The sequence below is a fragment of the Pseudomonas sp. GW821-FHT02H06 genome, assembly GCF_059421525.1.
In genome coordinates, this window is the sequence record NZ_JBWKVD010000001.1 from 538,457 (window position 1) to 564,195 (window position 25,739).

At 60.8% G+C, this 25,739-nt stretch carries 25 protein-coding genes and 1 riboswitch; of the genes, 8 read left to right on the top strand and 17 right to left on the bottom strand.

Annotated elements, in window-relative coordinates:
• Positions 1 to 198: 198 nt before the first annotated feature.
• The 11 genes from pdxJ to rpoE form a co-directional block, all read right to left on the bottom strand.
• Positions 199 to 954: a pyridoxine 5'-phosphate synthase gene (gene pdxJ / locus AC07VF_RS02515; RefSeq protein ID WP_495008670.1), complete on the bottom strand. Its 756-nt coding sequence runs from the start codon at positions 952 to 954 to the stop codon at positions 199 to 201.
• A gap of 90 nt (positions 955 to 1,044) precedes the next feature.
• Entirely contained in the window at positions 1,045 to 1,734 is a 690-nt protein-coding gene (gene recO / locus AC07VF_RS02520) for a DNA repair protein RecO (protein ID WP_282366177.1), read from the bottom strand.
• Positions 1,735 to 1,936: 202 nt separating this feature from the next.
• Positions 1,937 to 2,839 carry a GTPase Era gene (era, locus tag AC07VF_RS02525; RefSeq protein WP_065992456.1) on the bottom strand — a complete coding sequence of 301 codons (903 nt, stop codon included), beginning with the start codon at positions 2,837 to 2,839 and terminating at the stop codon, positions 1,937 to 1,939.
• Positions 2,832 to 3,521, bottom strand: coding sequence for a ribonuclease III (rnc, locus tag AC07VF_RS02530; RefSeq protein WP_037014347.1), 690 nt, complete (start codon positions 3,519 to 3,521; stop codon positions 2,832 to 2,834). The genes era and rnc overlap by 8 nt, the downstream gene beginning before the upstream one ends.
• Positions 3,518 to 3,895 carry a DUF4845 domain-containing protein gene (locus AC07VF_RS02535; RefSeq protein ID WP_192171633.1) on the bottom strand — a complete coding sequence of 126 codons (378 nt, stop codon included), beginning with the start codon at positions 3,893 to 3,895 and terminating at the stop codon, positions 3,518 to 3,520. The genes rnc and AC07VF_RS02535 overlap by 4 nt, the downstream gene beginning before the upstream one ends.
• 100 nt (positions 3,896 to 3,995) lie before the next feature.
• Positions 3,996 to 4,850 (bottom strand): signal peptidase I, encoded by an 855-nt coding sequence (lepB, locus tag AC07VF_RS02540; RefSeq protein WP_192171634.1) that lies wholly within the window; start codon positions 4,848 to 4,850, stop codon positions 3,996 to 3,998.
• A 9-nt stretch (positions 4,851 to 4,859) separates the two neighbouring features.
• A complete protein-coding gene (lepA, locus tag AC07VF_RS02545) occupies positions 4,860 to 6,656 on the bottom strand; it encodes a translation elongation factor 4 (protein ID WP_065992448.1) in 1,797 nt (598 codons plus the stop codon).
• A gap of 170 nt (positions 6,657 to 6,826) precedes the next feature.
• Entirely contained in the window at positions 6,827 to 8,263 is a 1,437-nt protein-coding gene (locus AC07VF_RS02550) for a DegQ family serine endoprotease (protein WP_197983661.1), read from the bottom strand.
• Positions 8,264 to 8,555: 292 nt separating this feature from the next.
• Positions 8,556 to 9,518 (bottom strand): MucB/RseB C-terminal domain-containing protein, encoded by a 963-nt coding sequence (locus tag AC07VF_RS02555; RefSeq protein WP_495008669.1) that lies wholly within the window; start codon positions 9,516 to 9,518, stop codon positions 8,556 to 8,558.
• 8 nt (positions 9,519 to 9,526) lie between these two features.
• Entirely contained in the window at positions 9,527 to 10,114 is a 588-nt protein-coding gene (locus AC07VF_RS02560; RefSeq protein ID WP_346630740.1) for a sigma-E factor negative regulatory protein, read from the bottom strand.
• Positions 10,115 to 10,147: 33 nt separating this feature from the next.
• Entirely contained in the window at positions 10,148 to 10,729 is a 582-nt protein-coding gene (gene rpoE / locus AC07VF_RS02565; protein ID WP_037014368.1) for an RNA polymerase sigma factor RpoE/AlgU, read from the bottom strand.
• A gap of 494 nt (positions 10,730 to 11,223) precedes the next feature.
• Here rpoE and nadB point away from each other — a divergent pair, with 494 nt between their 5' ends.
• Positions 11,224 to 12,840 carry an L-aspartate oxidase gene (nadB, locus tag AC07VF_RS02570; RefSeq protein WP_346630741.1) on the top strand — a complete coding sequence of 539 codons (1,617 nt, stop codon included), beginning with the start codon at positions 11,224 to 11,226 and terminating at the stop codon, positions 12,838 to 12,840.
• Here the strand turns inward: nadB and AC07VF_RS02575 are convergent.
• Together AC07VF_RS02575 and AC07VF_RS02580 are read right to left on the bottom strand one after the other, a co-directional pair.
• Entirely contained in the window at positions 12,809 to 13,276 is a 468-nt protein-coding gene (locus AC07VF_RS02575; protein WP_495008668.1) for a protein YgfX, read from the bottom strand. The two genes, nadB and AC07VF_RS02575, sit on opposite strands and share 32 nt — an antisense overlap.
• Positions 13,260 to 13,514: an FAD assembly factor SdhE gene (locus AC07VF_RS02580; protein WP_495008667.1), complete on the bottom strand. Its 255-nt coding sequence runs from the start codon at positions 13,512 to 13,514 to the stop codon at positions 13,260 to 13,262. The genes AC07VF_RS02575 and AC07VF_RS02580 overlap by 17 nt, the downstream gene beginning before the upstream one ends.
• 142 nt (positions 13,515 to 13,656) lie before the next feature.
• Here AC07VF_RS02580 and ygfZ point away from each other — a divergent pair, with 142 nt between their 5' ends.
• Together ygfZ and AC07VF_RS02590 are read left to right on the top strand one after the other, a co-directional pair.
• Entirely contained in the window at positions 13,657 to 14,598 is a 942-nt protein-coding gene (ygfZ, locus tag AC07VF_RS02585; protein ID WP_495008666.1) for a CAF17-like 4Fe-4S cluster assembly/insertion protein YgfZ, read from the top strand.
• A 97-nt stretch (positions 14,599 to 14,695) separates the two neighbouring features.
• On the top strand, positions 14,696 to 15,517 hold the full coding sequence (locus AC07VF_RS02590) for an HDOD domain-containing protein (protein ID WP_192171641.1): 822 nt from the start codon (positions 14,696 to 14,698) through the stop codon (positions 15,515 to 15,517).
• An 18-nt stretch (positions 15,518 to 15,535) separates the two neighbouring features.
• Here the strand turns inward: AC07VF_RS02590 and AC07VF_RS02595 are convergent, their stop codons facing one another.
• Together AC07VF_RS02595 and AC07VF_RS02600 are read right to left on the bottom strand one after the other, a co-directional pair.
• Entirely contained in the window at positions 15,536 to 16,960 is a 1,425-nt protein-coding gene (locus tag AC07VF_RS02595; protein ID WP_495008665.1) for a sensor histidine kinase, read from the bottom strand.
• Positions 16,953 to 17,624 carry a response regulator gene (locus AC07VF_RS02600; RefSeq protein ID WP_192171643.1) on the bottom strand — a complete coding sequence of 224 codons (672 nt, stop codon included), beginning with the start codon at positions 17,622 to 17,624 and terminating at the stop codon, positions 16,953 to 16,955. Before AC07VF_RS02600 ends, AC07VF_RS02595 begins: the two co-directional genes overlap by 8 nt.
• Before the next feature lie 496 nt (positions 17,625 to 18,120).
• Here AC07VF_RS02600 and AC07VF_RS02605 point away from each other — a divergent pair, with 496 nt between their 5' ends.
• The 4 genes from AC07VF_RS02605 (at position 18,121) to AC07VF_RS02620 (ending at position 22,174) form a co-directional block, all read left to right on the top strand.
• Entirely contained in the window at positions 18,121 to 19,101 is a 981-nt protein-coding gene (locus AC07VF_RS02605; protein WP_346627459.1) for a Bug family tripartite tricarboxylate transporter substrate binding protein, read from the top strand.
• 74 nt (positions 19,102 to 19,175) lie between these two features.
• The gene (locus AC07VF_RS02610; RefSeq protein WP_192171645.1) at positions 19,176 to 19,634 is read left to right on the top strand and encodes a tripartite tricarboxylate transporter TctB family protein; all 459 of its coding nucleotides are present in this window, start codon (positions 19,176 to 19,178) and stop codon (positions 19,632 to 19,634) included.
• A 1-nt stretch (position 19,635) separates the two neighbouring features.
• Positions 19,636 to 21,150 (top strand): tripartite tricarboxylate transporter permease, encoded by a 1,515-nt coding sequence (locus tag AC07VF_RS02615; protein ID WP_065992418.1) that lies wholly within the window; start codon positions 19,636 to 19,638, stop codon positions 21,148 to 21,150.
• Positions 21,143 to 22,174, top strand: coding sequence for an AbrB family transcriptional regulator (locus AC07VF_RS02620; RefSeq protein ID WP_495008664.1), 1,032 nt, complete (start codon positions 21,143 to 21,145; stop codon positions 22,172 to 22,174). Before AC07VF_RS02615 ends, AC07VF_RS02620 begins: the two co-directional genes overlap by 8 nt.
• Before the next feature lie 187 nt (positions 22,175 to 22,361).
• Here AC07VF_RS02620 and ung read toward each other — a convergent pair whose 3' ends face one another.
• On the bottom strand, positions 22,362 to 23,057 hold the full coding sequence (gene ung / locus AC07VF_RS02625) for a uracil-DNA glycosylase (protein ID WP_282366139.1): 696 nt from the start codon (positions 23,055 to 23,057) through the stop codon (positions 22,362 to 22,364).
• A 171-nt stretch (positions 23,058 to 23,228) separates the two neighbouring features.
• On the opposite strand from ung, the gene dspII reads away from it, so the two are divergent.
• A complete protein-coding gene (gene dspII, locus AC07VF_RS02630; RefSeq protein WP_495008663.1) occupies positions 23,229 to 24,341 on the top strand; it encodes an enoyl-CoA hydratase/isomerase DspII in 1,113 nt (370 codons plus the stop codon).
• 397 nt (positions 24,342 to 24,738) lie between these two features.
• On the opposite strand, the gene AC07VF_RS02635 is transcribed toward dspII, so the two are convergent.
• A complete protein-coding gene (locus tag AC07VF_RS02635; protein WP_495008662.1) occupies positions 24,739 to 24,903 on the bottom strand; it encodes a hypothetical protein in 165 nt (54 codons plus the stop codon).
• 695 nt (positions 24,904 to 25,598) lie between these two features.
• A riboswitch (guanidine-I (ykkC/yxkD leader) is annotated at positions 25,599 to 25,700 on the top strand.
• Positions 25,701 to 25,739 lie beyond the last annotated feature (39 nt).

Consider the following 25,739-nt stretch of genomic DNA (forward strand, 5'->3'; position numbering starts at 1 on the left):
ACAACACCGCAGATGTCAGTGCGGACAAATCACCCGTGAGAGCGACCGGGGTGGCGCTCCACCTTGCTCGCGAAGGCATTCTGTCTGCCGACATAGTGAGTGAGAGTGCCGGCCTATTCGCGAGCAAGCTCGCTCCCACAAAGTTTGTGTCTGCTGCACGAAAGCGGAGTGTCAAGACGATGCGCAATCCCCTATCTGTCATTTGTCCTGAGCAGAACCCGCCGCTGCCAGAATCAACGCCTTCATCTCTGACACGGCCGACTTGAAGCCGACAAACAAAGCATGGGCCACCAGCGCGTGGCCGATGTTCAGCTCGTTGATGCCCTTGATCGCCGCGACGGCTTCAACGTTGTGATAGTGCAAACCATGGCCGGCGTTGACGATCAGGCCCTGGGCCAAACCGAAGGCGACACCATCGGCAATGCGCTTGAGTTCTTCGGCCACAGCGGCCGGGGTTTCAGCGTCGGCATAACGGCCCGTGTGCAGCTCGACGGCCGGCGCGCCAACCCGGGCCGACGCTGCGATCTGGCGCTCATCGGCGTCGATGAACAACGAGACTTCGCTGCCGATGACCGACAACCGCTCCACCGCCGCCTTGATGCGCGCTTCCTGACCGACGACATCCAGCCCGCCCTCGGTGGTCAGTTCCTGACGGGTCTCCGGTACCAGGCAGATATGCGCAGGCCGAATGCGCTCGGCAAACGCCATCATCGCTTCGGTGACACCCATCTCGAAGTTCATGCGCGTTTGCAGCACGTCTTTCAGCAGCAACACATCGCGCTCCTGAATATGCCGACGGTCCTCCCGCAAATGCACGGTGATGCCGTCGGCGCCTGCTTCTTCAGCATCCAGCGCTGCCTTGACCGGATCGGGATAGCGCGTCCCGCGGGCCTGACGCAAGGTAGCAACGTGGTCGATGTTCACGCCGAGCAGAATGCGAGTGCTGTGGGTCACGGGGTTCTCCTGATTACTGTGGCGGTGCCAGCCAATGGGTGGCTGATTACGCACGCGAGGAAGGATTTTCTAGGTTTGCGCCGCCGGACGCTAGAGTTTGCGAAACAATTCACGGCTGACCAACGGGCGCCCGCCCAGATGCACGGCCAGGGCCTGGCGCATCAGACGCTTGGCCGCAGACAGCGCCCCCGGCGAACTCCAGTCCGCTTCAGACATCGCCTGCAATTCGGCGCCCTGAAACAATCCTGGCTGAAACAGATAAACCCGCTCAAGGCCGGCATCCACCTGAAGCCGGTACAGGCCGTCGCTGGCCAGTGGATCGCCGTTGACGTCCGCGTCCAGCGCAAAACCGTAACCGAGATCGTCCAGCAGCCGCCATTCGAACGAGCGCAGCAACGGTTCCAGCGCGCGCCCCTCGGCCAACGCCACAAGCGTCGCGGCGTAATGTTCGAACACGCCCGGGTGCGGGTCTTCGGCGGGCAGCAGGCGAATCAGTAGCTCATTAAGATAAAGACCGCTGAACAGCGCCTCGCCTTCCAGCCACGTGGCGACGCCAGCGCCTTCCATTCGCCCCACATTCTTCAACTCGCCCCGCCCGCGAAACTCGACTTCCAGCGGCACAAACGGCCGCGCCATCGTCCCCGCCTTCCCCCGCGCGCTGCGCAACACCGCACGCAAGCGACCCTGCGGGGTAATGAAGTCGACCAGCGCGCTGTTTTCGCGGTACGCACGGCTGTGCAGCACATAGGCGAGCTGACCGACGGGAGGGGTTTGTGACATGGCTATCTCGATGAAAGAACGCGGCCGGACGGGCAATCTTAAACGACTGTGGGAGTGAGGTTACTCACGAAAACCCGGCTCCATCCGCTGAATAGTCAGCGGCTGAAATACCGTCTTCGTGAGCAAGCTCACTCCCACAAGGTTGGATCTGCTGCGCGGCAGTGTGGGATTTCCCCACAGAGCAGCGGTGTCGATCGGCGTCTTACAAGTCGCCGTAACCCAGCGAACGCAACGCGCGCTCGTCATCAGACCAGCCGCCTTTGACCTTGACCCATAGGTTGAGCATGACCTTGGAGTCGAACAGCACTTCCATGTCGCGGCGCGCATCCGAGCCGATACGCTTGATGCGCTCGCCCTTGTCGCCAATGATGATTTTCTTCTGCCCGTCGCGCTCGACCAGAATCAGCGCGTGGATGTGCAGCGTCTTGCCTTGCTGTTTGAATTGTTCGATCTCGACAGTGATCTGATACGGCAGCTCGGCGCCGAGCTGACGCATGATCTTCTCGCGCACCAGTTCCGCGGCGAGAAAACGGCTGCTGCGGTCGGTGATCTGATCTTCCGGGAAGAAATGCTCATTCTCCGGCAGTTGATCGGCGATGACCTTTTCCAGTGCTTCCAGGTTATGCCCCTGCTGCGCCGAGATCGGGATGATCTGTGCGTTCGGCAGTTGCTCCTGCAGCCAGGACAGATGCGGCATCAGTGCGCTCTTGTCTTCGATGCGGTCAGTCTTGTTCAAGGCCACGATCAACGGGCCGGTCACGTACTGCACGCGCTCGAGGACCATCTGGTCTTCTTCGGTCCACTTGGTGCGATCGACCACGAAGATCACGACGTCGACGTCTTTCAACGCTGCCGAAGCGGTCTTGTTCATGTAACGGTTAAGCGCTTTGTCGCTGTTTTTGTGCATGCCGGGCGTATCGACGTAAACCGCCTGTACGGCGCCTTCAGTCTTGATCCCGAGCATGTTGTGCCGGGTCGTCTGCGGCTTGCGCGACGTGATCGCCAGTTTCTGGCCGAGGATGTGGTTCAGCAGTGTCGACTTGCCCACGTTTGGCCGGCCAACAATGGCAACATAGCCACAGCGTGTTGCAGGTGAATCAGTCATTGCCATTCTCCACACCCAGGGCGATAAGGGCTGCGGCCGCTGCTACCTGTTCGGCGATGCGACGGCTGACACCTTGTCCCCGGCTTTTTTCATTCAATAAAGAGATCTCGCATTCGACGAAAAAGATTCGGCAATGCGGCTCGCCCTGGATGTCCACCACTTCATAGCGCGGCAGGTCACAGGCGCGTGACTGAAGGAATTCCTGCAGCCGTGTTTTCGGGTCTTTGTTGGTGTCGACCAGCGTCAGGGTTTCGAACTCGCTGGCCAGCCAGGCCAGCACGCGATCCCTTGCCATGTCCATGCCGGCGTCGAGGTAGATCGCACCGATCAGGGCTTCCAGCGCGTCGGCCAGAATCGACTCACGGCGAAAGCCGCCGCTCTTCAGCTCACCCGAGCCCAGGCGCAGGTACTCACCCAGATCAAAACCACGGGCCAGCAGCGCGAGGGTCTCGCCTTTCACGAGGCGGGCGCGCAGGCGGGACAACTGACCTTCGCGCGCCTGGGGGAAACGCTCGAACAGCGCTTCGCCGGCGACGAAGTTGAGAATGGCATCACCGAGGAATTCCAGACGCTCGTTGTTGCGTCCGGCAAAGCTGCGGTGGGTCAGGGCCAGGATCATCAGCTCCTGATCCTTGAAGGTATAGCCGAGCTGACGCTCCAGGCGACTTAATGAAACGCTCACGGTTTACCCACGCTGAATTCGTGGTCGAACTTGACCACCAGATCGATGTTCTGGATCAGTGGTTCACGTTTTTCATACTTCAAATGGGCGAGGAACCTGTTGTTCTCCGTCGTCACAGTTAACGCCTTGTTCAAATCCAAATCCCGAATGTTATTAACCAGCATGCCTTTGGCCACGTAGGCGTTAAGGTCACCGGCGTTGGTGATGTCTGCCGTGCGATCAGTGCCGGCACTTTCGATGATTTTCTTCATCGACAGGTAGTCCATGTAGTGCGGCACGATCTTGGCGGCAGCACTTCCGACAAAGGCCAGAATCGCCAGCAACACCAGCCAGCCGATGAACGACAGGCCCTTTTGCGGACCGGCAGACGTCATGGTTGCTTTCAAGAGTAGCCCTTCCCTGTCACCTGCGAGATCGGCCACGCAACATGGCCCTGAATGACATACGGCGCTGCCAGTGGCAGCGCCGCATCGATTACTTGATCAGACCGACTCGCGAGAAGTTCGGAAAGTGGCTGAGCTTGGGTTCAGGCCAGCTCATCCAGACCGCGAAGGCCTTGCCGACGATGTTCTTGTCGGGGACCATGCCCAGCTCGTCCTTGGGAATATTGGGGTCATCCCAGTAACGGCTGTCGTTCGAGTTGTCGCGGTTGTCGCCCATCATGAAGTAGTGGGCGGCCGGAACGGTCCATTCATGGTCAGGCGGCGCGCGGTAGCGGCTCATTTCCTGACGGATCTGGTGTTCCACCTCGCCCAGCTTCTCGTTATAGAGTTCTGCGCTACCCAGCGTGCCAGGTTCCGAACCGATCAGCTGCTTGGCCACCAACTGACCGTTGATGAACAACTGCTTGTCGTTGGTGTAGCGGATCACATCCCCTGGCAGGCCGACGACGCGCTTGATGTAGTTGACGTTAGGGTCGCTTGGGTAGCGGAACACCATCACGTCGCCCCGCTGCGGGTCGCCGACCGGGATGACCTTGAGGTCGATCACCGGCAGGCGGATGCCGTACGAGAACTTGTTCACCAGGATGAAATCGCCCACGTCCAGCGTTGGCTTCATCGAGCCCGAAGGGATCTGGAACGGCTCGACCAAGAACGAGCGAAGCACCAGAACGATGAACAACACCGGAAAGAACGACTTGCCGTACTCGACCAGAAACGGCTCCTTGTTCAACCGCTCCACGACCGCGACATCAGGCTGGCTCACGCTGCCTTGATAGTTCGCAATCGCGTTGCGGCGACGCGGCGCCAATATGACCAGATCGAACAGGGCCAGCAAACCGCAAACAAACACGGCGACGACCAGCAACAGCGGGAAATTTAGTGACATAGGGCCTGACTATTCCAACCTGAGCACTGCAAGGAAGGCTTCCTGTGGAATTTCCACGTTGCCGACCTGCTTCATGCGTTTCTTACCGGCCTTCTGCTTCTCGAGCAGCTTGCGCTTACGGCTGACGTCGCCGCCGTAACATTTGGCCAGTACGTTCTTTCTGAGCGCCTTGACGGTTGTGCGCGCGATAATCTGGCCGCCAATCGCAGCCTGGATTGCCACGTCGAACATCTGACGAGGAATCAGTTCTTTCATCTTTTCAGTCAACGCGCGGCCTTTGTAGGCTGCGTTGTCACGGTGCACGATCAGCGCCAGAGCGTCGACCTTGTCACCGTTGATCATCACGTCCAGACGAACCAGATTGGCCGACTGATAACGATCGAAATGGTAATCCAGCGAGGCATAGCCACGGCTGGTCGACTTCAGACGGTCGAAGAAGTCCAGAACCACTTCGTTCATCGGCAAATCATAGGTCACTTGCACCTGCGTACCGAGGAACAGCATGTCGTGCTGAATGCCACGCTTCTCGATACACAGCGTAATGACGTTGCCCAGGTGCTCTTGAGGCACAAGAATGTTCGCCCGCACGATCGGCTCACGCATGTCCTCGATCGTGGACAGGTCTGGCAATTTCGACGGGTTGTCGACGTAAATGGTTTCACCGGTCTTTAACAGCAACTCGAAGATTACCGTCGGTGCGGTGGTGATCAGGTCCAGGTCGTACTCGCGCTCGAGGCGCTCCTGGATGATCTCCATGTGCAGCATGCCGAGGAAGCCGCAGCGGAAGCCGAAGCCCAGCGCGTCGGAGCTTTCCGGCAGATATTGCAGAGACGAGTCATTCAGCGTCAGCTTCTGCAGAGCGTCGCGGAAATCCTCGAAGTCATCGGAGCTGACGGGGAACAGACCGGCGTATACCTGCGGCTGGATGCGCTTGAAGCCGGGCAGCACCGGAACGTCCGGCGTAGTGCTAAGGGTCAGGGTGTCGCCCACTGGCGCGCCGTGAATATCCTTGATGCCGGCAATGATGAAGCCCACTTCACCGGCTTTCAGATCAGCGGTGGCACTGTGCTTGGGATTGAACACGCCTACGCTGTCGACCAAGTGCATCTTGCCGGTCGACTTGACCAGGATTTTGTCGCCCTTCTTGACGCGGCCATGACGCACACGCACCAGGGAAACAACGCCCAGGTAGTTGTCGAACCATGAGTCGATGATCAGCGCTTGCAGCGGGTCTTCGATGTTGCCGGTCGGTGCGGGAATGGTGTGGACCAGACGCTCAAGCACTTCGTCGACACCCAGGCCGGTCTTGGCGCTACAGACCACGGCGTCGGTGGCATCAATGCCGATGATCTTTTCGATTTCTTCCTTGACCCGGTCCGGATCGGCCTGGGGCAGGTCAATCTTGTTCAGGACCGGCATGACTTCCAGGCCCTGTTCGATGGCGGTATAGCAGTTGGCCACGGACTGGGCTTCGACGCCCTGACCGGCATCGACCACCAGCAGCGCGCCTTCACACGCCGCCAGCGAACGGCTGACTTCGTAGGTGAAGTCGACGTGGCCCGGGGTGTCAATGAAGTTGAGCTGGTAGGTGATGCCGTCCTTCGCCTTGTAATAAAGGGTGACGCTGTGGGCTTTGATCGTAATCCCGCGCTCACGCTCCAGGTCCATGGAATCAAGGACCTGAGCTTCCATTTCGCGCTCGGTCAGGCCGCCGCACATCTGGATGAACCGGTCAGCCAGCGTCGACTTGCCATGGTCAATGTGGGCGATGATGGAGAAATTGCGGATATGACTCAAATCACTCACGGATCAACACTCGAAAAAGGTCGCAGGCAGACTGCCCGCCAAAAATAGCCGGGAATTGTACCTGAAGGAACGATCAGGCGTCACGTTCACGCGCAGAGCCTGCGCCGCCATGCCCTTCGGGCCACAAAAAAAGGAGCGGTTAAACCGCCCCTTTTTTTATTCCCGACGGGTTATTCCGCCAGCTTGAACGTGATGAACGTCGCACGGCCCTGACGCAGCACGCGCATGGAGACAGAGCGATTCTTCGGCAGGTCCTTGGCCACTTCGGTGAACTGCTTCGACGAAGTGATCGCCTGGTTGTTCAGGTGAGTGATGACGTCACCCGCCTGCAAGCCGATCAGCGAAGCCGGACCGTCCTGGACTTCCTTGATGACGACGCCGCCTTTGAGGTCCAGCGACTTCATCTGCTCGGCGGTCAGATCGACAACCGAAACGCCCAGACGGTTGCTGCTGCGTTCGACACCGGTGTCGGCTGCGCCCATCTCTTCGCCTTCGGCCGGCAAGGCACCCACGGTCACGGTGAGCTTCTGACGCTTGCCATCACGAATCACTTCAAGCTCGGCCTTGCTGCCGTCCTTCAGATTACCGATCAGGTGAGGCAGGTCTGCGGACATCACGATCGGGGTGCCGTTGGCGCTCAGGATCACGTCGCCAACCTGCAGACCGCCTTTGGCGGCGGGACCATCTTCAAGCACTTGAGCCACCAGCGCACCGGCCGGCTTGTCCAGACCGAAGGATTCGGCCAGGTCTTTGTTCACTTCCTGGATCACAACCCCCAGCCAGCCACGGTTGACCTTGCCGCTGGCCTTGAGCTGGTTGGCAACGTCCATCGCCACATCGATCGGAATTGCGAACGACAGGCCCATGAAGCCACCGGAGCGCGTGAAGATCTGCGAGTTGATCCCTACCACTTCGCCCGCCATGTTGAACAGCGGACCGCCCGAGTTACCCGGGTTGATCGCAACGTCGGTCTGGATGAACGGCACATAAGTGTCATTCGGCAGGCTGCGGCCCTTGGCGCTGACGATGCCTTTGGTCACCGAGTGATCGAAGCCGAACGGCGAACCGATCGCCAGCACCCACTCACCCACTTTCAGCTTGTCGGAGTTACCCAGCTTGACGGTTGGAAGGTCCTTACCATCGATTTTCAGAACCGCCACGTCGGTCCGTGGATCGGTGCCGATCAGTTTGGCTTTCATCTCACTGCGATCTGAAAGACGCACAAGGATTTCGTCGGCACCGTCAATCACGTGGTTGTTGGTCAGGATGAAACCGTCCGCGGAAATGATGAAGCCCGAGCCGAGTGACTGCGCCTCGCGCTGGCGATCACCCTTGCCGCCTCCTGGCGCACGGGAGCCTGGCGGCGTGCTGCGCTCGAGGAATTCGCGCAGCATCGGTGGCAGGCCTTCCAGATCAGGCATCTGACCCTGGGCAACCGCGCGGTCCGGCAGCTTCTGCCGCGTACTGATGTTGACGACTGCGGGGGAAGCCTGCTCCACCAGAGAGGTGAAGTCCGGCAAGGCTTCGGCCTGAGCGGTGACGACCTGTCCGAGCATCAGCACAGCGGCCATCCAGGCCAGGTAAGGTTTCAAGCGTGGTATCGACATATGGCTCCCGTTTACAACGAGCATGGTTAAGCGGTACGAGCCCGCGGGCTCGCGAAGCATCTGTGCGTCGCGACTTCCCGCGACACCTGTATCTGCTCCAGTTTCCTGGACCCTGAAACAACAAAGGCCACAGCTGTGAAGCTGTGACCTATAGAAAAAAACACATCCGATTGCAACCGACAAAGCGCACCAATCATTTCAGCAGTACCAGTGAAGCCCATATTTAAAGGCTTGTGAACGTGAAACGACCAAATGAAACCTTTTTCATCGTGGCCATCACCGGTGCGCCGAATCAGTTTTTGCTCGTAGCCGCAGCATCGTCCCGCATGGACAGCGCGATGCGCTCGGCCGTCCCGATCGGGATCTCGCCCACCACAGTCACCATGGCATCACCCTTCTGCGTGGTTACGCGACGGGAAACAGCAACGGTCGGGCCCAGCTGAGTACGAATATCGGTCACGGCCGCACCGCTGACCGGCTCGACGAATACCGAGAATCGAGCCAGGCCATCGTCATACATCAGACTCGTTACCAGACTCTTGGAATCCGGGTCCTTGCGTGCCGCAGCGCTGCTCAAGTCAAAACCCGGCGGCAGCCAGTCGGACCGCCACGCGACCTTTTGCTTGGGCGAATCAGTATTTGCTTTGACCACTTCGACCGGCTTGCAGTCAGCACCGGCGGCGAGCATCTGATCGGTCAGCGACTGCGAGGTATTGAGGTCAGTGAATTGAAAACGCTCGAGCAACTGGCCCTTGTCGCTGAGCAACAACGACTTCAGGGGCAAGCCGGTTTCACTGTCGAGGTGCAGTTCAATGCCGTAACGGTGCTGATCCCGGGGAGTCAGCGTCACGACATTGGCGAGACGTCCAGCAACACGCGAAGTGCCTGCCGATTTGATGTCGTACCAGGATGACAACCTGGCAGCATCGAACGCTCGGGCCGGAGAGTCAGGAACGCTGGACACCCCTTCTTCGAGGGTACCGCTAACGCATTGGGTTACCCCATTGACGCGCAGCACTTCCTGAGGAGAGCCATCCAGTTGCAGAAGATGCTCACGAACCTTGCCGTCGGCGACCCGCTGCCAGATTCGGTGAGTGGAGAAACTGCCGTTACGCTCGTAAACGAATGTGCCGATGTAGCTTTGCTGCTGCTCAGCCTGCGCAAGACGTTTCAACTGGTCTTGCGCGTCATCGGCATGAGCGGGAAGGACCAGCCATCCACCCAGCAGAAGCGGCAGTAGAGGGATGGCGCGCATGATCCTCCTTAACGGTTTTCCAGGCTTGCAGCGCGAGCGTACGGCAGAGCGCCTTCAGCGCCTTTCATCGCAGCTTGCTGAGCATGTTGACGCAGGTAACCTGGCAGACGCTGGTCATGCCAGCCGGCCTGATTCTGCAGCACACCGCTTGCCATCGGACCCGGGGACTGTTCGCCCTCCGTGTAGCCCGCCAATACTGCCGGCCCCTTGGCCTGCGGCATTGCGACGTTGCTCGGCTGGGATTGCTGGGCCAGTTGCGCCCCTGCAATTTCGTCCTGATTGTACATACGTACACCGGCCAGCACGGCAACCGTTACCGAGGCGGCTACGGCCAGACGGCCCAAGGTGCGCCAAGGACCGCGGCCGGCCTTCAGCGGGCTGACTTCATCAGCGATCCCGGCGGCAACAGCGGCCGAAATATCCAAATGAGGCATCAGTAATTCTTTATGCATCGCCGCACGGGCAATCTGATAACGGGACCAGGTGGCTCGTGTGTCCGCATCTTCAATAGCGCTAAGCACGCGACGCAGTTCCAATTCGTCCGCTTCGTTATCCATCACCGCGGACAGCGATTCCTGCAGGGCTTCACGACTCATGGCGGTTCCTCTCTTGTGGCTATCGCCGCTGTCTCAGGTTTCCTGCAACAGAGGTTGCAAGGCTTTGTCGATGGCTTCCCGAGCGCGGAAAATGCGAGAGCGCACGGTACCAACGGGACATTGCATGACGCTGGCAATGTCTTCGTAACTCAGACCGTCGAACTCACGCAACGTTAAAGCTGTACGCAAATCTTCTGGCAGTAGCTGGATGGTTCGGTGGACGGTGCCCTCGATCTCATCCCGCAGCAATGCCCGCTCTGGCGACTCGATGTCCTTGAGGCCGTGATCGCCGTCATAGAACTCCGCGTCTTCCGATCTGACATCGCTATCCGGCGGCCGCCGACCTCGCGACACCAGATAGTTCTTCGCCGTGTTAATGGCAATACGGTACAGCCACGTATAAAACGCACTGTCACCGCGGAAGTTACCAAGTGCGCGATAGGCTTTGATGAACGCCTCTTGCGCAACGTCCTGGGCTTCGTGGGTGTCGTGAACGAATCTCACGATCAACCCAAGAATCTTGTGCTGATATTTCACCACTAGCAGATCAAAGGCTCGCTTGTCGCCGCGCTGTACGCGTTCAACCAGCTGCTGATCTTCTTCCTGGGTTAGCATGAACACTCCTCATAAAGCTTAAAGGAGCATCGCATCGGCTCTTTCGCAGGCTTGCAAACATAGACTCGGGCTTTAAGCAAAAGTTCTCCCCCCTTCAAGCAAGTTTCCAGCGAGCGTCTGCTGCCCGCACGGAAAACGCCGCTCGAACCAGGTCGGCTGCGTAAATAATCTTGTCGTCAGAAGCGTTCGTACTGGCTGAAAACCGCCATTGCGTAACGTCGACGCTGTTCCTTTATGGGCAACCCACTATTGAACGTGCGGGTTCGTGAAAAGTTCCCACCGTTCATTATTGGGTGTAAGACACACGTCCCGTCAGCTGTAGGACTCAATCCGTATGAAGCTGTAGGAAAGATCGCGTCCATCAACGGGGTGCAGGACGTCGCAGGGTGGCGCACACTCCGCTCCCACTGTGATTCACCGTTGCCATAAAGCGCGGCCATTGTGCCGTTCCACCCTTGCTTATACTAGTGGCCATTTAGATACCGGAAGCAGAGATGAGTCAGCATTTCCAGCACGACGTATTGGTAATAGGCTCCGGCGCAGCCGGTTTGAGCCTTGCGCTGACATTGCCCGGTCATCTGCACGTGGCGGTCCTCAGCAAAGGCGATCTGGCGAACGGTTCGACTTTCTGGGCCCAGGGCGGCGTTGCGGCGGTACTGGATGACACCGACACCGTTCAGTCCCACGTCGAAGACACGCTGAACGCAGGCGGCGGGCTGTGCAACGAGGACGCAGTCCGGTTCACCGTCGAACACAGCCGCGAGGCCATTCAGTGGCTGATCGACCTTGGCGTGCCCTTTACCCGGGATGACCCATCAAGCGGTGTGGACGGCGGGTTCGAGTTTCACCTCACCCGCGAGGGCGGGCACAGCCACCGCCGGATCATTCACGCCGCCGACGCCACCGGCGCAGCGATCTTCCGCACATTGCTGGCGCAGGCCAAGTCGCGTCCCAATATCAAACTGCTGGAACAACGCGTGGCGGTTGATCTCATCACCGAATCGCGGCTGGGTCTGGAGGGGGAGCGTTGCCTGGGCGCCTATGTGCTGGATCGTGCGACCGGCGAAGTCGACACCCACAGCGCGCGCTTCACCATTCTGGCGTCCGGCGGCGCAGCGAAGGTCTACCTGTACACCAGCAATCCCGATGGCGCTTGCGGCGACGGCATCGCGATGGCCTGGCGCTCGGGCTGCCGCGTGGGCAACCTGGAGTTCAACCAGTTCCACCCCACGTGCCTGTACCACCCGCAAGCCAAGAGCTTTCTGATTACCGAAGCCCTGCGTGGCGAAGGCGCCTACCTTAAGCTGCCCAATGGCGAGCGCTTCATGCAGCGTTTTGACCCGCGCGCCGAACTGGCGCCCCGGGACATCGTTGCTCGCGCCATTGACCACGAGATGAAACGCCTGGGCGCCGATTGCGTGTTTCTGGACATCAGTCACAAGCCCGAAGCCTTCATCAAGAGCCACTTCCCGACCGTGTACGAGCGTTGCCTCACGTTTGGCATCGACATCACGCGTCAGCCGATTCCTGTGGTCCCGGCGGCGCACTACACCTGTGGCGGCGTTCTGGTTGACCAGCAAGGCCGCACCGATGTGCCCGGCCTTTACGCCATCGGCGAGACCAGCTTCACCGGCCTGCACGGCGCCAATCGAATGGCCAGCAACTCGCTGCTGGAATGCTTCGTTTACGCCCGCTCCGCTGCGGCGGACATCGTGACTCAGCTCGAGCAAATCCCGCAGCCGCAAAACCTGCCGGCATGGGACTCGAGTCAGGTGACCGATTCCGACGAAGACGTGATCATCGCCCACAACTGGGATGAGCTGCGTCGGTTCATGTGGGACTACGTGGGGATCGTGCGGACCAACAAACGTCTGCAGCGTGCCCAGCATCGGGTGCGGTTGCTGCTGGACGAGATTGACGAGTTTTACAGCAACTATAAGGTCAGCCGCGATCTGATCGAGCTGCGCAACCTGGCCCAGGTGGCAGAACTGATGATTGCGTCGGCGATGGCGCGCAAGGAAAGCCGCGGGTTGCATTACACGCTGGATTATCCGGACATGCTGCCCGAAGCGCTGGACACTATTCTGGTGCCGCCCACCTACGCCGGCTGAACTTCAGGCGTAGACGCAGGCGCCGGTGGCTGTCCGGCCCCATGGCGTCTGCCGGGATGCACAGACTCCGAACCCACAAGCGGCTCAGCCAAGAGCCCTTCGCAACCTTGAAGCGCAACACGACCACCTTAGGAAGCGCCAGGCTGTCCGGGCGTAGCTGCACCGGTTGCCAGCCGCCCTCTTCACTCCACAACGCCCAACCGCTGCCGTCACGCCGCAGCCCGGTGAGCGACTGCGGCTGATCGAGCAGAATGAATGGGCGAAGACTGCGGGATGCGTGCAAGGCGCACAGCAGGACGCCGATGGCTTTCGCCCACAGGGGAATTGAAAGGAGGACTATTGACGCCAGCGCAAGGATTTGCGTGACGAGGTACGCCGTTAGCAGCACCCGCGAGGGTTGCCAACGGCATTCGAAACGATCACTTCGGCTGGACACGGTCCAGAATCATCCGAACCATGCGCTGCAGCCCCGGGTCTTCCGACTCCGCGCGCTGCATGAACCAGCCGAACATGTCCTGATCTTCGCAGGTCAGCAGGCGCACATAGAGGTCGCGATCGACCTGGTTGAGCGTCGGATAGACTTCTTTGACGAACGGCACCAGCAATACGTCCAGCTCGAGCATGCCGCGACGGCTGTGCCAAAAGAGGCGATTGAGTTCAACATCTTCGACCATGGAGGGCTCCTCGAATTTGCCGGCGAGTATACAGGCGCATCGTCCCGGGGCGTACTTGCAGTTGGTCGCAGCTTTTTGCGTATACCCATTAACGACACGCGGCACTATGATGGTGCCCCAGACTTCTACCCTGCGATGACTCATGGCCGCTCCAGCATTTTTCTGCCCCCTGTCCCATGAAGGTGTGCTCGCCGTTCGCGGCGTGGATGCCGGCAAATTCCTGCAAGGCCAACTGACTTGCAACCTCGATTACCTCAGCGAAGCCAAGGCCACCCTCGGTGCGCGCTGCACGCAAAAGGGCCGCATGCAATCCAGCTTTCGCATCCTGCTTGAGGGTGACGGCGTGTTGCTGGCAATGGCCAGCGAGCTGATCGAAGCGCAATTGCTGGACCTGAAGAAATACGCCGTCTTCTCCAAATCCAAACTGACCGACGAAAGCGCCTACTGGGTGCGATTCGGCCTGCAGGACGGCGACGGCGCACTCGTCAGCCTCGGCCTCGACCTGGCGCAGGAGACAGACTCGGTCGTCCGCGCCAATGACCTCATTGCCATTCGCGTCTCCCCGGCCCGCGCCGAATTGTGGGTCCGTGCCGAGCAGGCCGATGACGTGCGCAGCCGGCTGATCGCCCACGTCCCGGAAGCACCGCTCAACGACTGGCTGCTGGGGCAGATCCGCGCCGGCATTGGCCAGGTGTTCGGGCAGACCCGTGAAGAATTCATCCCGCAGATGATCAACCTGCAAGCCGTGGGGGGTGTGAGTTTCAAGAAAGGTTGTTACACCGGCCAGGAAATCGTGGCGCGGATGCAGTACCTCGGCAAGCTGAAACGCCGGCTGTATCGCCTGACCATGGCCGGCAACGAGCTGCCCGAGCCCGGCGCTGCGTTGTTTTCGCCAGTACATTCAAGCGCGGTAGGCAACGTTGTGATCGCGGCCCGGTCTGATGTCGGGATCGAGGTGCTGGCGGTCTTGCAGGCGGATGCGGCGGAAGATGGTCGGATCCACCTTGGTGGGGCAGAGGGCGAGGCCCTGCACTTGAACGAATTGCCCTACACCCTCGACGCGAAGCTCGAAACACAGCGTTGAACCCGGTTGAAGCATGTGCGAGACGTCAGCGTAGTCACCAGCGCCGTCCCCTCGAGTGGGCGGCCGCTGGCCGGAATGCAATGTCCAGAGATCCAATATGAGTAGCATGGCTGACGAAGTGCAGAGGGATCTGATCAAGGCGATCGACAAGGATGCTCTGTTTCTGCCAACTCTCCCTGAAGTTGCACTGAGGATTCGTCTGGCGGCGGAAGACTCGGAAATCTCCATTGCCGCGCTGAGCAAGGTCATCGGCAGCGACACTGCGCTGTCGGCCCGGCTGATCAAAGTCGTCAACAGCCCACTGTTGCGGCCGAACTTTGAAGTCAGCGACGTGCTGACGGCGGTTCGGCGCCTGGGCGTGAACTACAGTTGTAACCTGGCCATCGGGCTCGTGGTGGAGCAGATGTTTCACGCCAAGTCCGATGTCATTGAAAACAAGATGCGCGACATCTGGAAACTCAGCATGCAGGTGGCCGGGGTGTGTAATGTCCTCAGTTACCGCAGTGCGCGTTTAAAGGCTGACCAAGCCACCCTGGCCGGGCTCGTTCACCTCATTGGCGTGCTGCCAATCCTGACCTACGCCGAAGACAACTACGAGTTGCTCGCCGACCCTATCAGCCTCAATCACGTTATCGAACGCATCCATCCAGTCATTGGCGAGCGGCTTCTGCGCTCGTGGGATTTCCCGGAGGGCCTGGCGATCGTGCCCCGGCAGTTTCAGAATTTCAGCCGTGTTTCCGATCAGGCCGACTACGTGGATCTGGTGCAGGTGGCGACGATTCACATTCATGAGATGAACGGCACGCCGTACTCCAATCTGCAGTTTCAGTCAGTGCCGGCCGTGTCGCGGTTGGGCCTGAACATGGCTGACGGCGCGCTGATCAACGAGATGAATCAGGCGATGACGCTGCTGTACTGATCGCTTTTATGGGCCCGCTCAGCCGAGTCCCACCAGTCCCGACTCCGGCACCATAAAGCTCACTCTCACTTTCAGGCCCCGCTGTGCGCCGTCATACAAGGTGATGCGCGCCAGATGTGCCCTGCAGATTTCACCCACAATGGCCAACCCCAGGCCCGAACCCTTGCTCTGCTGATTGCGTCGATAGAAGCGCTCGAACACCCGGTCGCGCTCGTGAGCCGGAATGCCGGGGCCGTCGTCCTCGACTTCCAGCGTGCACGGCGCATGGACGCGCAAGATCACGTTGCCGCCCGCAGGGGTGTGGGCAAGCGCGTTGTCCACCAGATTGCTCAGCAGCTCGTTGAGCAACGTGGGTTCGCCGCGCATCCACACCGGCTCGTCGGCTTCCAGCGCCAACGCCACACCCCGGGCGTGGGCAAGCGGCGCCATGGCCATGCCCAGTTCCCGCGCCAGTTGGCTGAGGTCGAGCAATTGCGCGCCGCCCTCCGCGATGGCCCGCGCGCCGTTTTCGATGCGTGCCAGCGACAGCAACTGATTGGCCAGATGGGTCAGTTTGTCGGTGCCGGAGGCGGCGCTTTCCAGGGTGTTGCGCCACGCGGCGGGCTCCTGATCACGCAGCCCCAGCTCCAGTCGCGCTTTTAATGCCGCCAGCGGCGTGCGCAATTCATGGGCCGCGTCGGCGATGAACTGCGCCTGGCGCTCGAACTGCATGCGCAGCCGCTCGGTGAAGTGGTTGAGGGAGCTGACGAGCGGGCGCAGCTCGTGCTGCACTTCGACCAGCGGCAGCGAACGCAAATCGTCAGGCTGGCGTTCTTCCACCGCCGTGCGCAGGCGATCCAGGGGCCGCAACGCGGCGCTGACCGTGAACCAGACCAGCAACAACGCGCCGCTGCCGAGCATGCCCAGACGCAGCAAGGTGTCGGCCATCAAGGCCTGAGCCATGTCCACCCGGGCTTCTTCGGTTTCCGCCACGCGAATCTCGGCCATGCCGTTCATGTTCGGTTCGCTTACGGCCTTGAGCAGGCTGACCACCCGTACGTCCTGGCCTTGATAACGGCCGCTGTAGAACTTGGCGAGGGCCGGATAAGCGTCGGTGCGCGGCGTGCCCGGCGGCGGCGCGGGGATGTTTTCGTAGCCCGAAATGAGCTTCTGATTGATGTCGTTGACCTGGTAGTAAATGCGGCCCGCGCTGTCGTAGGCGAAGGTATCCAGGGCCACGTAGGGTACGTCGGCGCTGAGGGTGCCGTCGCGCTCCGACAGCCCGGCGGCGATGGTCCGCGCCGAGGCCAGCAGGGTGCGATCGTAAGCGGTGTCTGCTGCTTCGCGTCCGTTCCAGTAGGCGCTCATGCCGCTGGCGATCATCAGCACCACCAGCAGCAAACCCAGGTTCCACAGCAAGCGCCAGCGCAGGCTGTTTTCCGCTGAAGGAAACGGATTAAGCATCCCGGCTTTCCAGCAGGTAACCCAGGCCCCGGAACGTGACGATCGCAATCGGGTGCCCATCGAGCTTCTTGCGCAGACGGTGTACGTAGATTTCGATGGCGTCGGCGCTGGCCTCTTCGTCCAGCCCAAACACCTGCGCCGCCAGTTGCTCCTTGCTCATGACCCGACCGGGTCGGGCGATCAGCGATTCGAGCACGGACTGCTCGCGGGATGTCAGCGTCAGGAGTTCTTCACCGAGGGTGAAGCGGCGGGTATCGAGGTCGTAGACCAGTTCGCCACAGCGTTGCTGGCGTTCGCCACCGAGTACGCTGCGGCGCAACAACGCCTTGACCCGCGCCTCCAACTCAGACAGTTCGAAGGGTTTGGCCAGGTAGTCGTCGGCGCCGAGGTTCAGGCCGTGGACCCTGTCCTTGACGTCGCTGCGGGCAGTCAGCATCAGCACCGGGGTGTTCTTGCCCCGCGCCCGCAGACGCGCCAGCACCTCAAAACCGTCCATGCGCGGCAGGCCAACATCGAGCACCACCACGGCATATTCTTCGCTGCTCAGGGCCAGATCAGCTGCAACGCCGTCGTGCAGAACGTCAACGGTCAGGCCGCTGCTCTTGAGTGCCAGCGCGACGCTTTCCGCCAGTTGCAGATGATCTTCGACGAGCAGGACACGCATCGATTTCTCCCCATTGAGCATTTTATGGGCGGAGTTTACAGGCGCGCCGTCGTCTGTGAAGGCCCGGCGCGCTGGAATGACTCCGGCGCTGACGAGCAACGTCTCTGCAACGGTCCAGCCGAACGCAGCCTGAGCGCTTCGTGAAAGGTAGTTGAAAGGTTGATGAAAGGTTCGCTGACTAGGATCCCGTTACGACTTGTCACGATTGCGTCCCGCGTGACGCTGCTGATGCCAGGGTCGTGACGAAAAACGCCTCGATGCGTTTTCAACAATAAGAACAATATCGGAGTCATCAGTGATGCCCTCACTGCAATCATCGGCCCTCGCGCCGTCTGAATCCCATTATGTTTTCTGTTCACCTCGCAGCCCTGTTGCGCGGTGTTTCGTCACGTCTGCACGTTGGCTGCCCGCAGTTTTGCGAAGGTGTGACACGACTGCCTGACGAACGTACGACCGCCTGCCCCCATTAAAACAACAACTCCTCTGGAGACGGACCATGAACCTATCGTTGCGCCATATCAGCGTCGCCGCCAGCTGCATGCTGATGGCCACCCAATTGTGGGCCGCCGAGCCCAATCGTCCTGAATGCATCGCGCCGGCCTCGCCCGGTGGCGGCTTCGACCTGACCTGCAAACTGGCGCAAAGCGCGCTGATCAACGAGAAGATCCTCTCCAAACCGATGCGCGTCACCTACATGCCGGGCGGCGTCGGCGCCGTGGCCTACAACGCGGTGGTCGCTCAGCGTCCGGCCGACGCCGGTACGCTGGTGGCCTGGTCCAGCGGCTCGCTGTTGAACCTGGCCCAGGGCAAGTTCGGCCGTTTTGACGAGAACGCCGTGCGCTGGCTGGCCGCCGTCGGCACCAGCTACGGCGCGATCGCGGTCAAGGCCGATTCGCCCTACAAGAACCTCGACGATCTGGTTAAAGCACTGAAGGCCGACCCGGGCAAAGTGGTCATCGGCTCCGGCGGGACCGTGGGCAGCCAGGATTGGATGCAGACCGCGCTGATTGCCAAGGCCGCCGGCATCAACCCACGGGAACTGCGTTATGTCGCCCTCGAAGGCGGCGGTGAAATCGCCACTGCCCTGCTCGGCGGGCACATTCAAGTGGGCTCCACCGACATTTCCGACTCCATGCCGCACATTCTCAGCGGCGACATGCGCCTGCTGGCGGTGTTCTCCGAAGAACGTCTGGACGAGCCGGAAATGAAGAACATCCCGACCGCCAAAGAACAGGGCTACGACATCGTCTGGCCGGTGGTGCGCGGTTTCTATCTGGGGCCAAAGGTGTCGGACGAGGAGTACAACTGGTGGAAAGCGGCGTTCGACAAGCTGCTGGCCTCGGAAGACTTCGCCAAGCTGCGCGATCAGCGTGAGCTGTTCCCGTTCGCCATGACCGGCGAAGAGCTCGACAAGTACGTGAAAACCCGCGTCGCCGAGTACAAGACGCTGGCCAAGGAATTCGGCCTGATTCAGTGACTGACCCCATCGAAGCGTACTTGATTGGCTGAGGATTGCGCCGCCTGTGCGGTGGCGTGATCCGGGAGTTTTCCATGGTGATACAACGCATTTTCGCCGTCGTGCTGCTGCTGGTCTGTATCGGCCTGGCAATGATGGCCTGGCCTTATCAGGCGCCCTTTTCCTACGAACCCGTCGGCCCCCGCGCCTTTCCGCTGCTGATGCTGGCGCTGATGGGCATTTCGCTGCTGTACATGGCGATTCGTCCGACGCCGATCGTGCATTCCGAGGAAGAGCCGGCGCTGGACCGTCCCACACTCATCAAGATCGGCATCTGCACTGTGCTGCTGCTGGTGTTCGCCGGGCTGTTCGAGCCGTTGGGTTTTGTGCTGAGCAGCATTCTGATCGGGATTCCCATGGCGCGTCTGTACGGCGGCCGCTGGCTGCCGAGTGTCGTGATCATCACCTTCATGAGCATCGCGCTGTACGTGCTGTTCGACAAAGTGATGGATGTGCCCCTGCCCCTCGGTCTGCTCGACGTTATGGAGAACTGATATGGACACTCTCGGCTATCTCGGCCAGGGCTTCGGCGTCGCGCTGACCCCTTACAACCTGATCACCGCCCTGTCCGGCACGCTGATCGGCACTGTCGTCGGCCTGCTCCCCGGCTTGGGTCCGATCAACGGTGTGGCGCTGTTGATCCCGATCGCCTTCGCATTGGGCCTGCCGCCGGAGTCAGCATTGATCCTGTTGGCGGCGGTGTACCTGGGCTGCGAATACGGCGGCCGCATCAGCTCCATCCTGCTCAACATTCCGGGCGAAGCATCGACCGTAATGACCGCGCTGGACGGCTACCCGATGGCGCGTCAGGGCATGGCCGGCGTGGCGTTGTCGCTGTCGGCATGGAGTTCGTTCATCGGCGCGTTCATCGCCACCTGCGGCATGGTCATGTTCGCGCCATTGCTGGCGAAATGGGCGATTGCGTTTGGTCCTGCGGAGTACTTCGTGCTGATGGTTTTCGCGATCGTCTGCCTGGGCGGCATGGCCGGTGATCGACCGCTGAAGACCTTTGTCGCTGCGTTGATCGGGCTGTTTCTGTCGAGCATCGGTATCGACGCCAACAGTGGCGTGTACCGCTTCACCGGCGACAACATCCATCTGGCTGACGGCATTCAGTTCGTCGTGCTGGTGCTGGGTCTGTTCTCAATCAGTGAGATCCTGTTGTTGCTGGAGAAAACCCATCGCGGCCAGGAAGCGGTGAAAGCCACCGGCCGCATGATGTTCAACTTCAAGGAGGCCAGTTCGGTCTTTTGGGTGAACATCCGTTGCGGTCTGATGGGTTTCATCATGGGCGTGTTGCCGGGTGCGGGCGCGACGCTGGCCAGCGCCGTGACCTACATGTCCGAGAAACGCATCGCCGGGGCAAGCGGCAAATTCGGCCAGGGCGACATGCGCGGTCTGGCAGCGCCGGAAACCGCCATTGGCGCGACGGCCTGCGGCGCGCTGGTGCCGATGCTGACGCTGGGCGTGCCGGGTTCGGGCACCACGGCGGTGATGATCGGCGCCCTGTCGCTGTACAACATCACGCCGGGGCCGCTGCTGTTTCAGCAGCAACCGGACATCGTCTGGGGCCTGATCGCGTCGTTGTTCGTCGCCAACATCATGCTGGTGATCCTCAACATCCCGATGATCCGCATCTTCACCCGCATCCTGTCGGTGCCGAACTGGGCACTGGTGCCGGTGATCGCGATCATCACCGGGATCGGCGTCTACGCGGTACATGCCACCACCTTCGACCTGTTCCTGATGGTCGGCATCGGCATCTTCGGTTACATCCTGCGCAAGCTGGATTTCCCGCTGTCGCCGATTCTGCTGGGGTTCATCCTCGGTGGGTTGATGGAGCAAAACCTGCGTCGCGCGCTGTCGATTTCCAACGGCGGCCTGGAGATTCTGTGGTCGAGCCCGATCACCCTGGGCATGTGGGTCGTGACGGCGTTCATGCTGGTGTTCCCGCTGATCCGCATCTGGCGCAAACGCTCCAGGCAGCGTCGCGCGCTGGCCGATGTCTGACCGGCCATTCAGCACGTGGTGGGGCACACCGCTGGTCGGCCTGCTGGGGGGATTTCTCGCCAGTCAGGTTGGCTGGCCACTGCCCTGGATGGTCGGCTCGTTACTGGCGATCATCCTGGTCCGCTGCCTAACGCCCTGGCAGTTGGCTGAAATTCCCGGCGGCCGCAAATGCGGCCAATGGGTGGTCGGCATCGGCATCGGCCTGCACTTCACCCCCGTCGTCATCGAACAAGTCCTTTCTCACTTCGGCCTGATTTTCATCGGCGCACTGGTGACCAGTGTCTCCAGCGTGGTCGGCGTGTGGCTGATGCTGCGCACCGGCGAGGACCGCGCCACGGCGTTCTTTTCCAGCATGCCCGGCGGTTCGGGCGAGATGGTCAACCTCGGCGCACGCAACGGCGCGATTCTCAGCAACGTCGCCGCCGGGCAGAGCCTGCGGGTGCTGGCAGTGGTGCTCTGCGTGCCGGCGATCTTCAAGTATTTGATGGGCGATGGCGGCCCGCCTTCCCATGGGACGGTGGTGGATTGGCGGTGGCTGCTGCTGTTGTTTCCGCTGGGCGCGTTGGTGGCCTGGGGCTGGGAGCGGCTGAAACAGCCCAATCCGTGGTTGTTCGGGCCGTTGCTGATCAGCGCGGTAATCAGCATCAGTTTCGATTTGCACATCGGCCTGCCCCAGGGCGGCAGTCAGCTGGGGCAGTGGCTGATCGGCAGCGGCCTGGGTTGCCACTTCAACCGGGCGTTCTTTCGCCGTGCGCCGTCGTTCATCGGCCGCACGTTGCTGGGGACGGCGCTGACGATGAGCATCGCGGCGTTGTGCGCACTGGGGTTGAGCACGCTGACTCATCTGGATTTGCGCTCGTTGACCCTGGGGATGATGCCGGGCGGGATTGCCGAAATGAGCCTGACGGCGGAGGTGCTGCAGCTGTCGGTACCGCTGGTGACGGCGATGCAGGTGATGAGGTTGTTGTTTGTGCTGTTTCTGGCCGAGCCGTTGTTTCGGTATTGGGATCGACGGCTGGGTTAACGACTCACTCAACATGTGGGAGCGAGCTTGCTCGCGAAGAGGTCAGTACATCCGCTAAATTTTCAGCGGTTGAAATACCTTCTTCGTGAGCAAGGTGGAACGCCACCCCGGTCATTCCCACAAGGTCTGCGTCTGTCCAGGAATGATCCGGTGTCAGGAGTACCCCAACTTCTGACGTCATCCCGCGCTAGACAACAGCCGGCAGTCGCCACTCGATCGGCGCCAGGCCGTTCTGCTCCAGAAACTTGTTCGCCAGACCAAAATGTCCACATCCGATAAACCCCTTGTACGCCGACAGCGGCGACGGGTGCACGGCGGTCAGGATCAGGTGCTTGGACGCGTCGATCAGCTTTTTCTTGCTCTGGGCATGGGCGCCCCACAGCAGGAACACCAAGTGCGGCTGATGGGCGCTGACCGTTTCGATGATCTTGTCAGTGAAATGCTGCCAGCCTTTGCCGGCATGGGACGCGGCGTTGGCGCGCTCGACGGTGAGCGTGGTGTTGAGCATCAACACGCCCTGCTCCGCCCACGACTGCAGATAGCCGTGATTGGGGATGTCAATGTTCAGGTCGCGCTTGAGCTCTTTGTAGATGTTGACCAGCGAAGGCGGCGCCGGCACGCCCGGCTGCACCGAGAAGCACAGGCCGTGGGCCTGATTGGGGCCGTGATACGGGTCCTGGCCGAGGATGACCACTTTCACGTTATCCAGCGGCGTCGAGTTCAGCGCATTGAAGATCAGCGGCCCCGGCGGATAGATTTCCTTGCCCGCCGCATGCTCCTGACGCAGAAATTCGCGCAGCTCGCCCATGTAAGGCTTTTCGAACTCGTCGCGCAGGGCCTGCTTCCAGCTGGCCTCCAGTTTGATGCGGTCGTCGTTTGTCATGGTGTGATCCGGCAGAAACAATGCGCAACTTTAGGGACTGTGGCTGATTATTTCCAGCGCGGCGCCGTCGGATCTTCCTACACTCGTTCACAGCCGCCGGTTTGCAACTTCCGGGCGTCGCGGGGACTCACAAGTCACGATAGATCCCCGTACCACTGACAAGAGGTCACGATGAATCTGCAATTTGAAGAGCTCACCGCCACCGACGGCGCCCGCCTGGGCATCGCCACGCTGGATGCGGAAAAATCCCTGAATGCCCTGTCGCTGCCGATGATTCTGGCGCTGCAGGACCGCCTTAATGAGTGGGCCAGCGACCCGCAAATCGTCTGCGTATTGCTGCGCGGCAATGGCGAAAAAGCCTTCTGCGCCGGTGGCGACGTGCGTGCGCTGGTCGAGGCCGGGCGTGGACAGCCGGGTACGGTTCCGCCACTGGCTGCACAGTTTTTCGCTGCGGAATATCGACTGGATTACACGCTGCACACTTTTCCCAAACCGCTGATCTGCTGGGGCCACGGCTATGTGCTGGGCGGCGGGATGGGTTTGCTGCAAGGGGCGAACATTCGTGTCGTGACGCCGAGCAGCCGGCTGGCGATGCCGGAAATCAGCATCGGCCTGTTTCCTGACGTCGGCGCCAGTTGGTTCCTGTCGCGACTGCCGGGCAAGTTGGGGCTGTTTCTTGGATTGACCGGCGCGCACATCAACGGCCGTGACGCGCTGGACCTTGGTCTCGCGGATCGTTTTCTCCTGGACGATCAGCAGGAGGAAATGATCGACCGGCTGCTGCAGCTCAACTGGCAGGAGCAGACCAAGGTGCAACTGACCAGCCTGTTCAGGGCGCTGCAACTGGAGGCGGTGGATCAGTTGCCCGCCGCGCAATGGCTGCCTCGGCGCGAGACGATCGATGAGCTGCTGGATATCGCCGACGCACCGAGCGCCTGGAATGCGTTGAAACATCATTTGAATGGCGATGACCTGTTATTGGCCAAGGCGGCGAAAACGCTGACTGACGGCTGCCCGATGACGGCGCATCTGGTGTGGGAGCAGATTGAGCGGGCGCGGCATTTGTCGCTGGCCGAGGTGTTTCAGATGGAATACACCATGGCCCTTAATTGCTGCCGCCATCCCGAGTTTGCCGAGGGGGTGCGGGCGCGGTTGATCGACAAGGACCAAACGCCTCACTGGCACTGGCAGGACATCTCGACCATCCCGCTGGCGGTTGTGGACGCGCATTTCGAGAAGGCCTGGGAAGGAAGGCACCCGCTGGCGGATTTGTCGGAGTATTGAGGCTTGAATTCATGCCTGCATGGACGGTGTTCAAACGGGCGCCTTCCCGGCTAAAGCCGGTCCTACATTCGAATCGCGTGCATTCAGCGGGATTGGCGGAGATCTGATTGTGGGACCGGCTTTAGCCGGGAAAGCGTCAGATGCCACGCCGCAAATGTGAGGGTGAATGGACGGGCCTCTTCCCGGCTAAAGCCAGTCCCACTATTGGAATGCGTACTCCCTGTAGGACCGGCTTTAGCCGGGAATGCGTCGGGTGCTACACCGCAAATGTGAGGGTGAATGGACGGGCCTCTTCCCGGCTGAAGCCGGTCCTACGTTTGGAATGCGTACACGCTGGCCGCTCGGGCCATCCATACAACCCATAAAAAACGGCGCTCCTCGGAGCGCCGTTCTTGTATCACTCAGCGATTGCCGCCACCCGGCCCGCCGTGTCCGCCGCGACCGAAACCGCCGTCTTCGCGGTGATTGCCGCCAGATCCGCCGGGGCCTGGACGTGGACCACCGCCACCACCGCCGCCCCCGCCTGGATTGCCATGCCAACCGCCGCCGGGCCCTGGGCCATTGCCGCCTCCGGGTCTCGGGCCTTGGGGTGGCGGGCGATAGCCGTTGCCACCACCGTTATAGCCACCCCCTCCGTGGTACCCGCCGCCTCCACCATTCCAGTTGCCGCCACCATAACCAGGGCGACCTCCGTAACCGGGGCGACCTCCGCCATATCCAGGCCCGTAATAACGGGGTGGAGGCGCGTAATAACGGGGTGGCGGCGCGTAGTAGCGGGGTGCCGAGTAGTAACGCGGCGAGGAGTAATACACCGCCCCTCCGGAATACACCGGAGCGACCGGGCGATAACTGTCGTACACGTAACCACTGCTGTAGCCACTGCTATAGATCGGCTGCGTGTAGCTTTCTGATTCGTAATAACCTCCGTAACAACCTGCCAGGGACAACGTCATCAAAGCGGTAAGCAATCGTCGATACATGGCGGCCTCCCGGACCGCGGTAGAGCTCGAACCAGCGGCGCTGGTCGGCGTTCTCGAAACTGCCGAGAACGTTAACTGAGACTCCGAATTGCAGACCTAGTGCCCCACCGCGGTCCCCAGGCGCCAGACGGCGCCCTGCATCAGTGCACGTCTCGCCCGTCGTCAAACCACCTCCGCCCGCCCAGCTCAGGCGCCACAAGGGTTTGCGCAACTTGGCACAACTCTCGCTTGGAAGAGGATGTGCAGGAGTCACCACAGGTTCGCGGCACCACAATTTGCAATAGCCGACTAGGGTTCCGGCTCGCGTTTCGCGAGTGGCTGGTCCGAGAGTTGGCGACCTCCAGTAGAGGTTACACGGCGGGATAAAAGCCCGGGAGACAGGACACCAGTGGTGTCGCCGTGCTCCTGACCGTCCCTT

What these genes read in the sequence shown, in the direction of transcription:
- recO (WP_282366177.1), bottom strand. Translation starts at nt 1,734, where the DNA reads ATGTCACAAACCCCTCCCGTCGGTCAGCTCGCCTATGTGCTGCACAGC.
- era (WP_065992456.1), bottom strand. Translation starts at nt 2,839, where the DNA reads ATGACTGATTCACCTGCAACACGCTGTGGCTATGTTGCCATTGTTGGC.
- AC07VF_RS02535 (WP_192171633.1), bottom strand. Translation starts at nt 3,895, where the DNA reads ATGACGTCTGCCGGTCCGCAAAAGGGCCTGTCGTTCATCGGCTGGCTG.
- lepB (WP_192171634.1), bottom strand. Translation starts at nt 4,850, where the DNA reads ATGTCACTAAATTTCCCGCTGTTGCTGGTCGTCGCCGTGTTTGTTTGC.
- AC07VF_RS02550 (WP_197983661.1), bottom strand. Translation starts at nt 8,263, where the DNA reads ATGTCGATACCACGCTTGAAACCTTACCTGGCCTGGATGGCCGCTGTG.
- AC07VF_RS02555 (WP_495008669.1), bottom strand. Translation starts at nt 9,518, where the DNA reads ATGCGCGCCATCCCTCTACTGCCGCTTCTGCTGGGTGGATGGCTGGTC.
- AC07VF_RS02560 (WP_346630740.1), bottom strand. Translation starts at nt 10,114, where the DNA reads ATGAGTCGTGAAGCCCTGCAGGAATCGCTGTCCGCGGTGATGGATAAC.
- rpoE (WP_037014368.1), bottom strand. Translation starts at nt 10,729, where the DNA reads ATGCTAACCCAGGAAGAAGATCAGCAGCTGGTTGAACGCGTACAGCGC.
- nadB (WP_346630741.1), top strand. Translation starts at nt 11,224, where the DNA reads ATGAGTCAGCATTTCCAGCACGACGTATTGGTAATAGGCTCCGGCGCA.
- AC07VF_RS02580 (WP_495008667.1), bottom strand. Translation starts at nt 13,514, where the DNA reads ATGGTCGAAGATGTTGAACTCAATCGCCTCTTTTGGCACAGCCGTCGC.
- ygfZ (WP_495008666.1), top strand. Translation starts at nt 13,657, where the DNA reads ATGGCCGCTCCAGCATTTTTCTGCCCCCTGTCCCATGAAGGTGTGCTC.
- AC07VF_RS02590 (WP_192171641.1), top strand. Translation starts at nt 14,696, where the DNA reads ATGAGTAGCATGGCTGACGAAGTGCAGAGGGATCTGATCAAGGCGATC.
- AC07VF_RS02595 (WP_495008665.1), bottom strand. Translation starts at nt 16,960, where the DNA reads ATGCTTAATCCGTTTCCTTCAGCGGAAAACAGCCTGCGCTGGCGCTTG.
- AC07VF_RS02600 (WP_192171643.1), bottom strand. Translation starts at nt 17,624, where the DNA reads ATGCGTGTCCTGCTCGTCGAAGATCATCTGCAACTGGCGGAAAGCGTC.
- AC07VF_RS02605 (WP_346627459.1), top strand. Translation starts at nt 18,121, where the DNA reads ATGAACCTATCGTTGCGCCATATCAGCGTCGCCGCCAGCTGCATGCTG.
- AC07VF_RS02610 (WP_192171645.1), top strand. Translation starts at nt 19,176, where the DNA reads ATGGTGATACAACGCATTTTCGCCGTCGTGCTGCTGCTGGTCTGTATC.
- AC07VF_RS02615 (WP_065992418.1), top strand. Translation starts at nt 19,636, where the DNA reads ATGGACACTCTCGGCTATCTCGGCCAGGGCTTCGGCGTCGCGCTGACC.
- AC07VF_RS02620 (WP_495008664.1), top strand. Translation starts at nt 21,143, where the DNA reads ATGTCTGACCGGCCATTCAGCACGTGGTGGGGCACACCGCTGGTCGGC.
- ung (WP_282366139.1), bottom strand. Translation starts at nt 23,057, where the DNA reads ATGACAAACGACGACCGCATCAAACTGGAGGCCAGCTGGAAGCAGGCC.
- dspII (WP_495008663.1), top strand. Translation starts at nt 23,229, where the DNA reads ATGAATCTGCAATTTGAAGAGCTCACCGCCACCGACGGCGCCCGCCTG.
- AC07VF_RS02635 (WP_495008662.1), bottom strand. Translation starts at nt 24,903, where the DNA reads ATGGCCCAGGGCCCGGCGGCGGTTGGCATGGCAATCCAGGCGGGGGCG.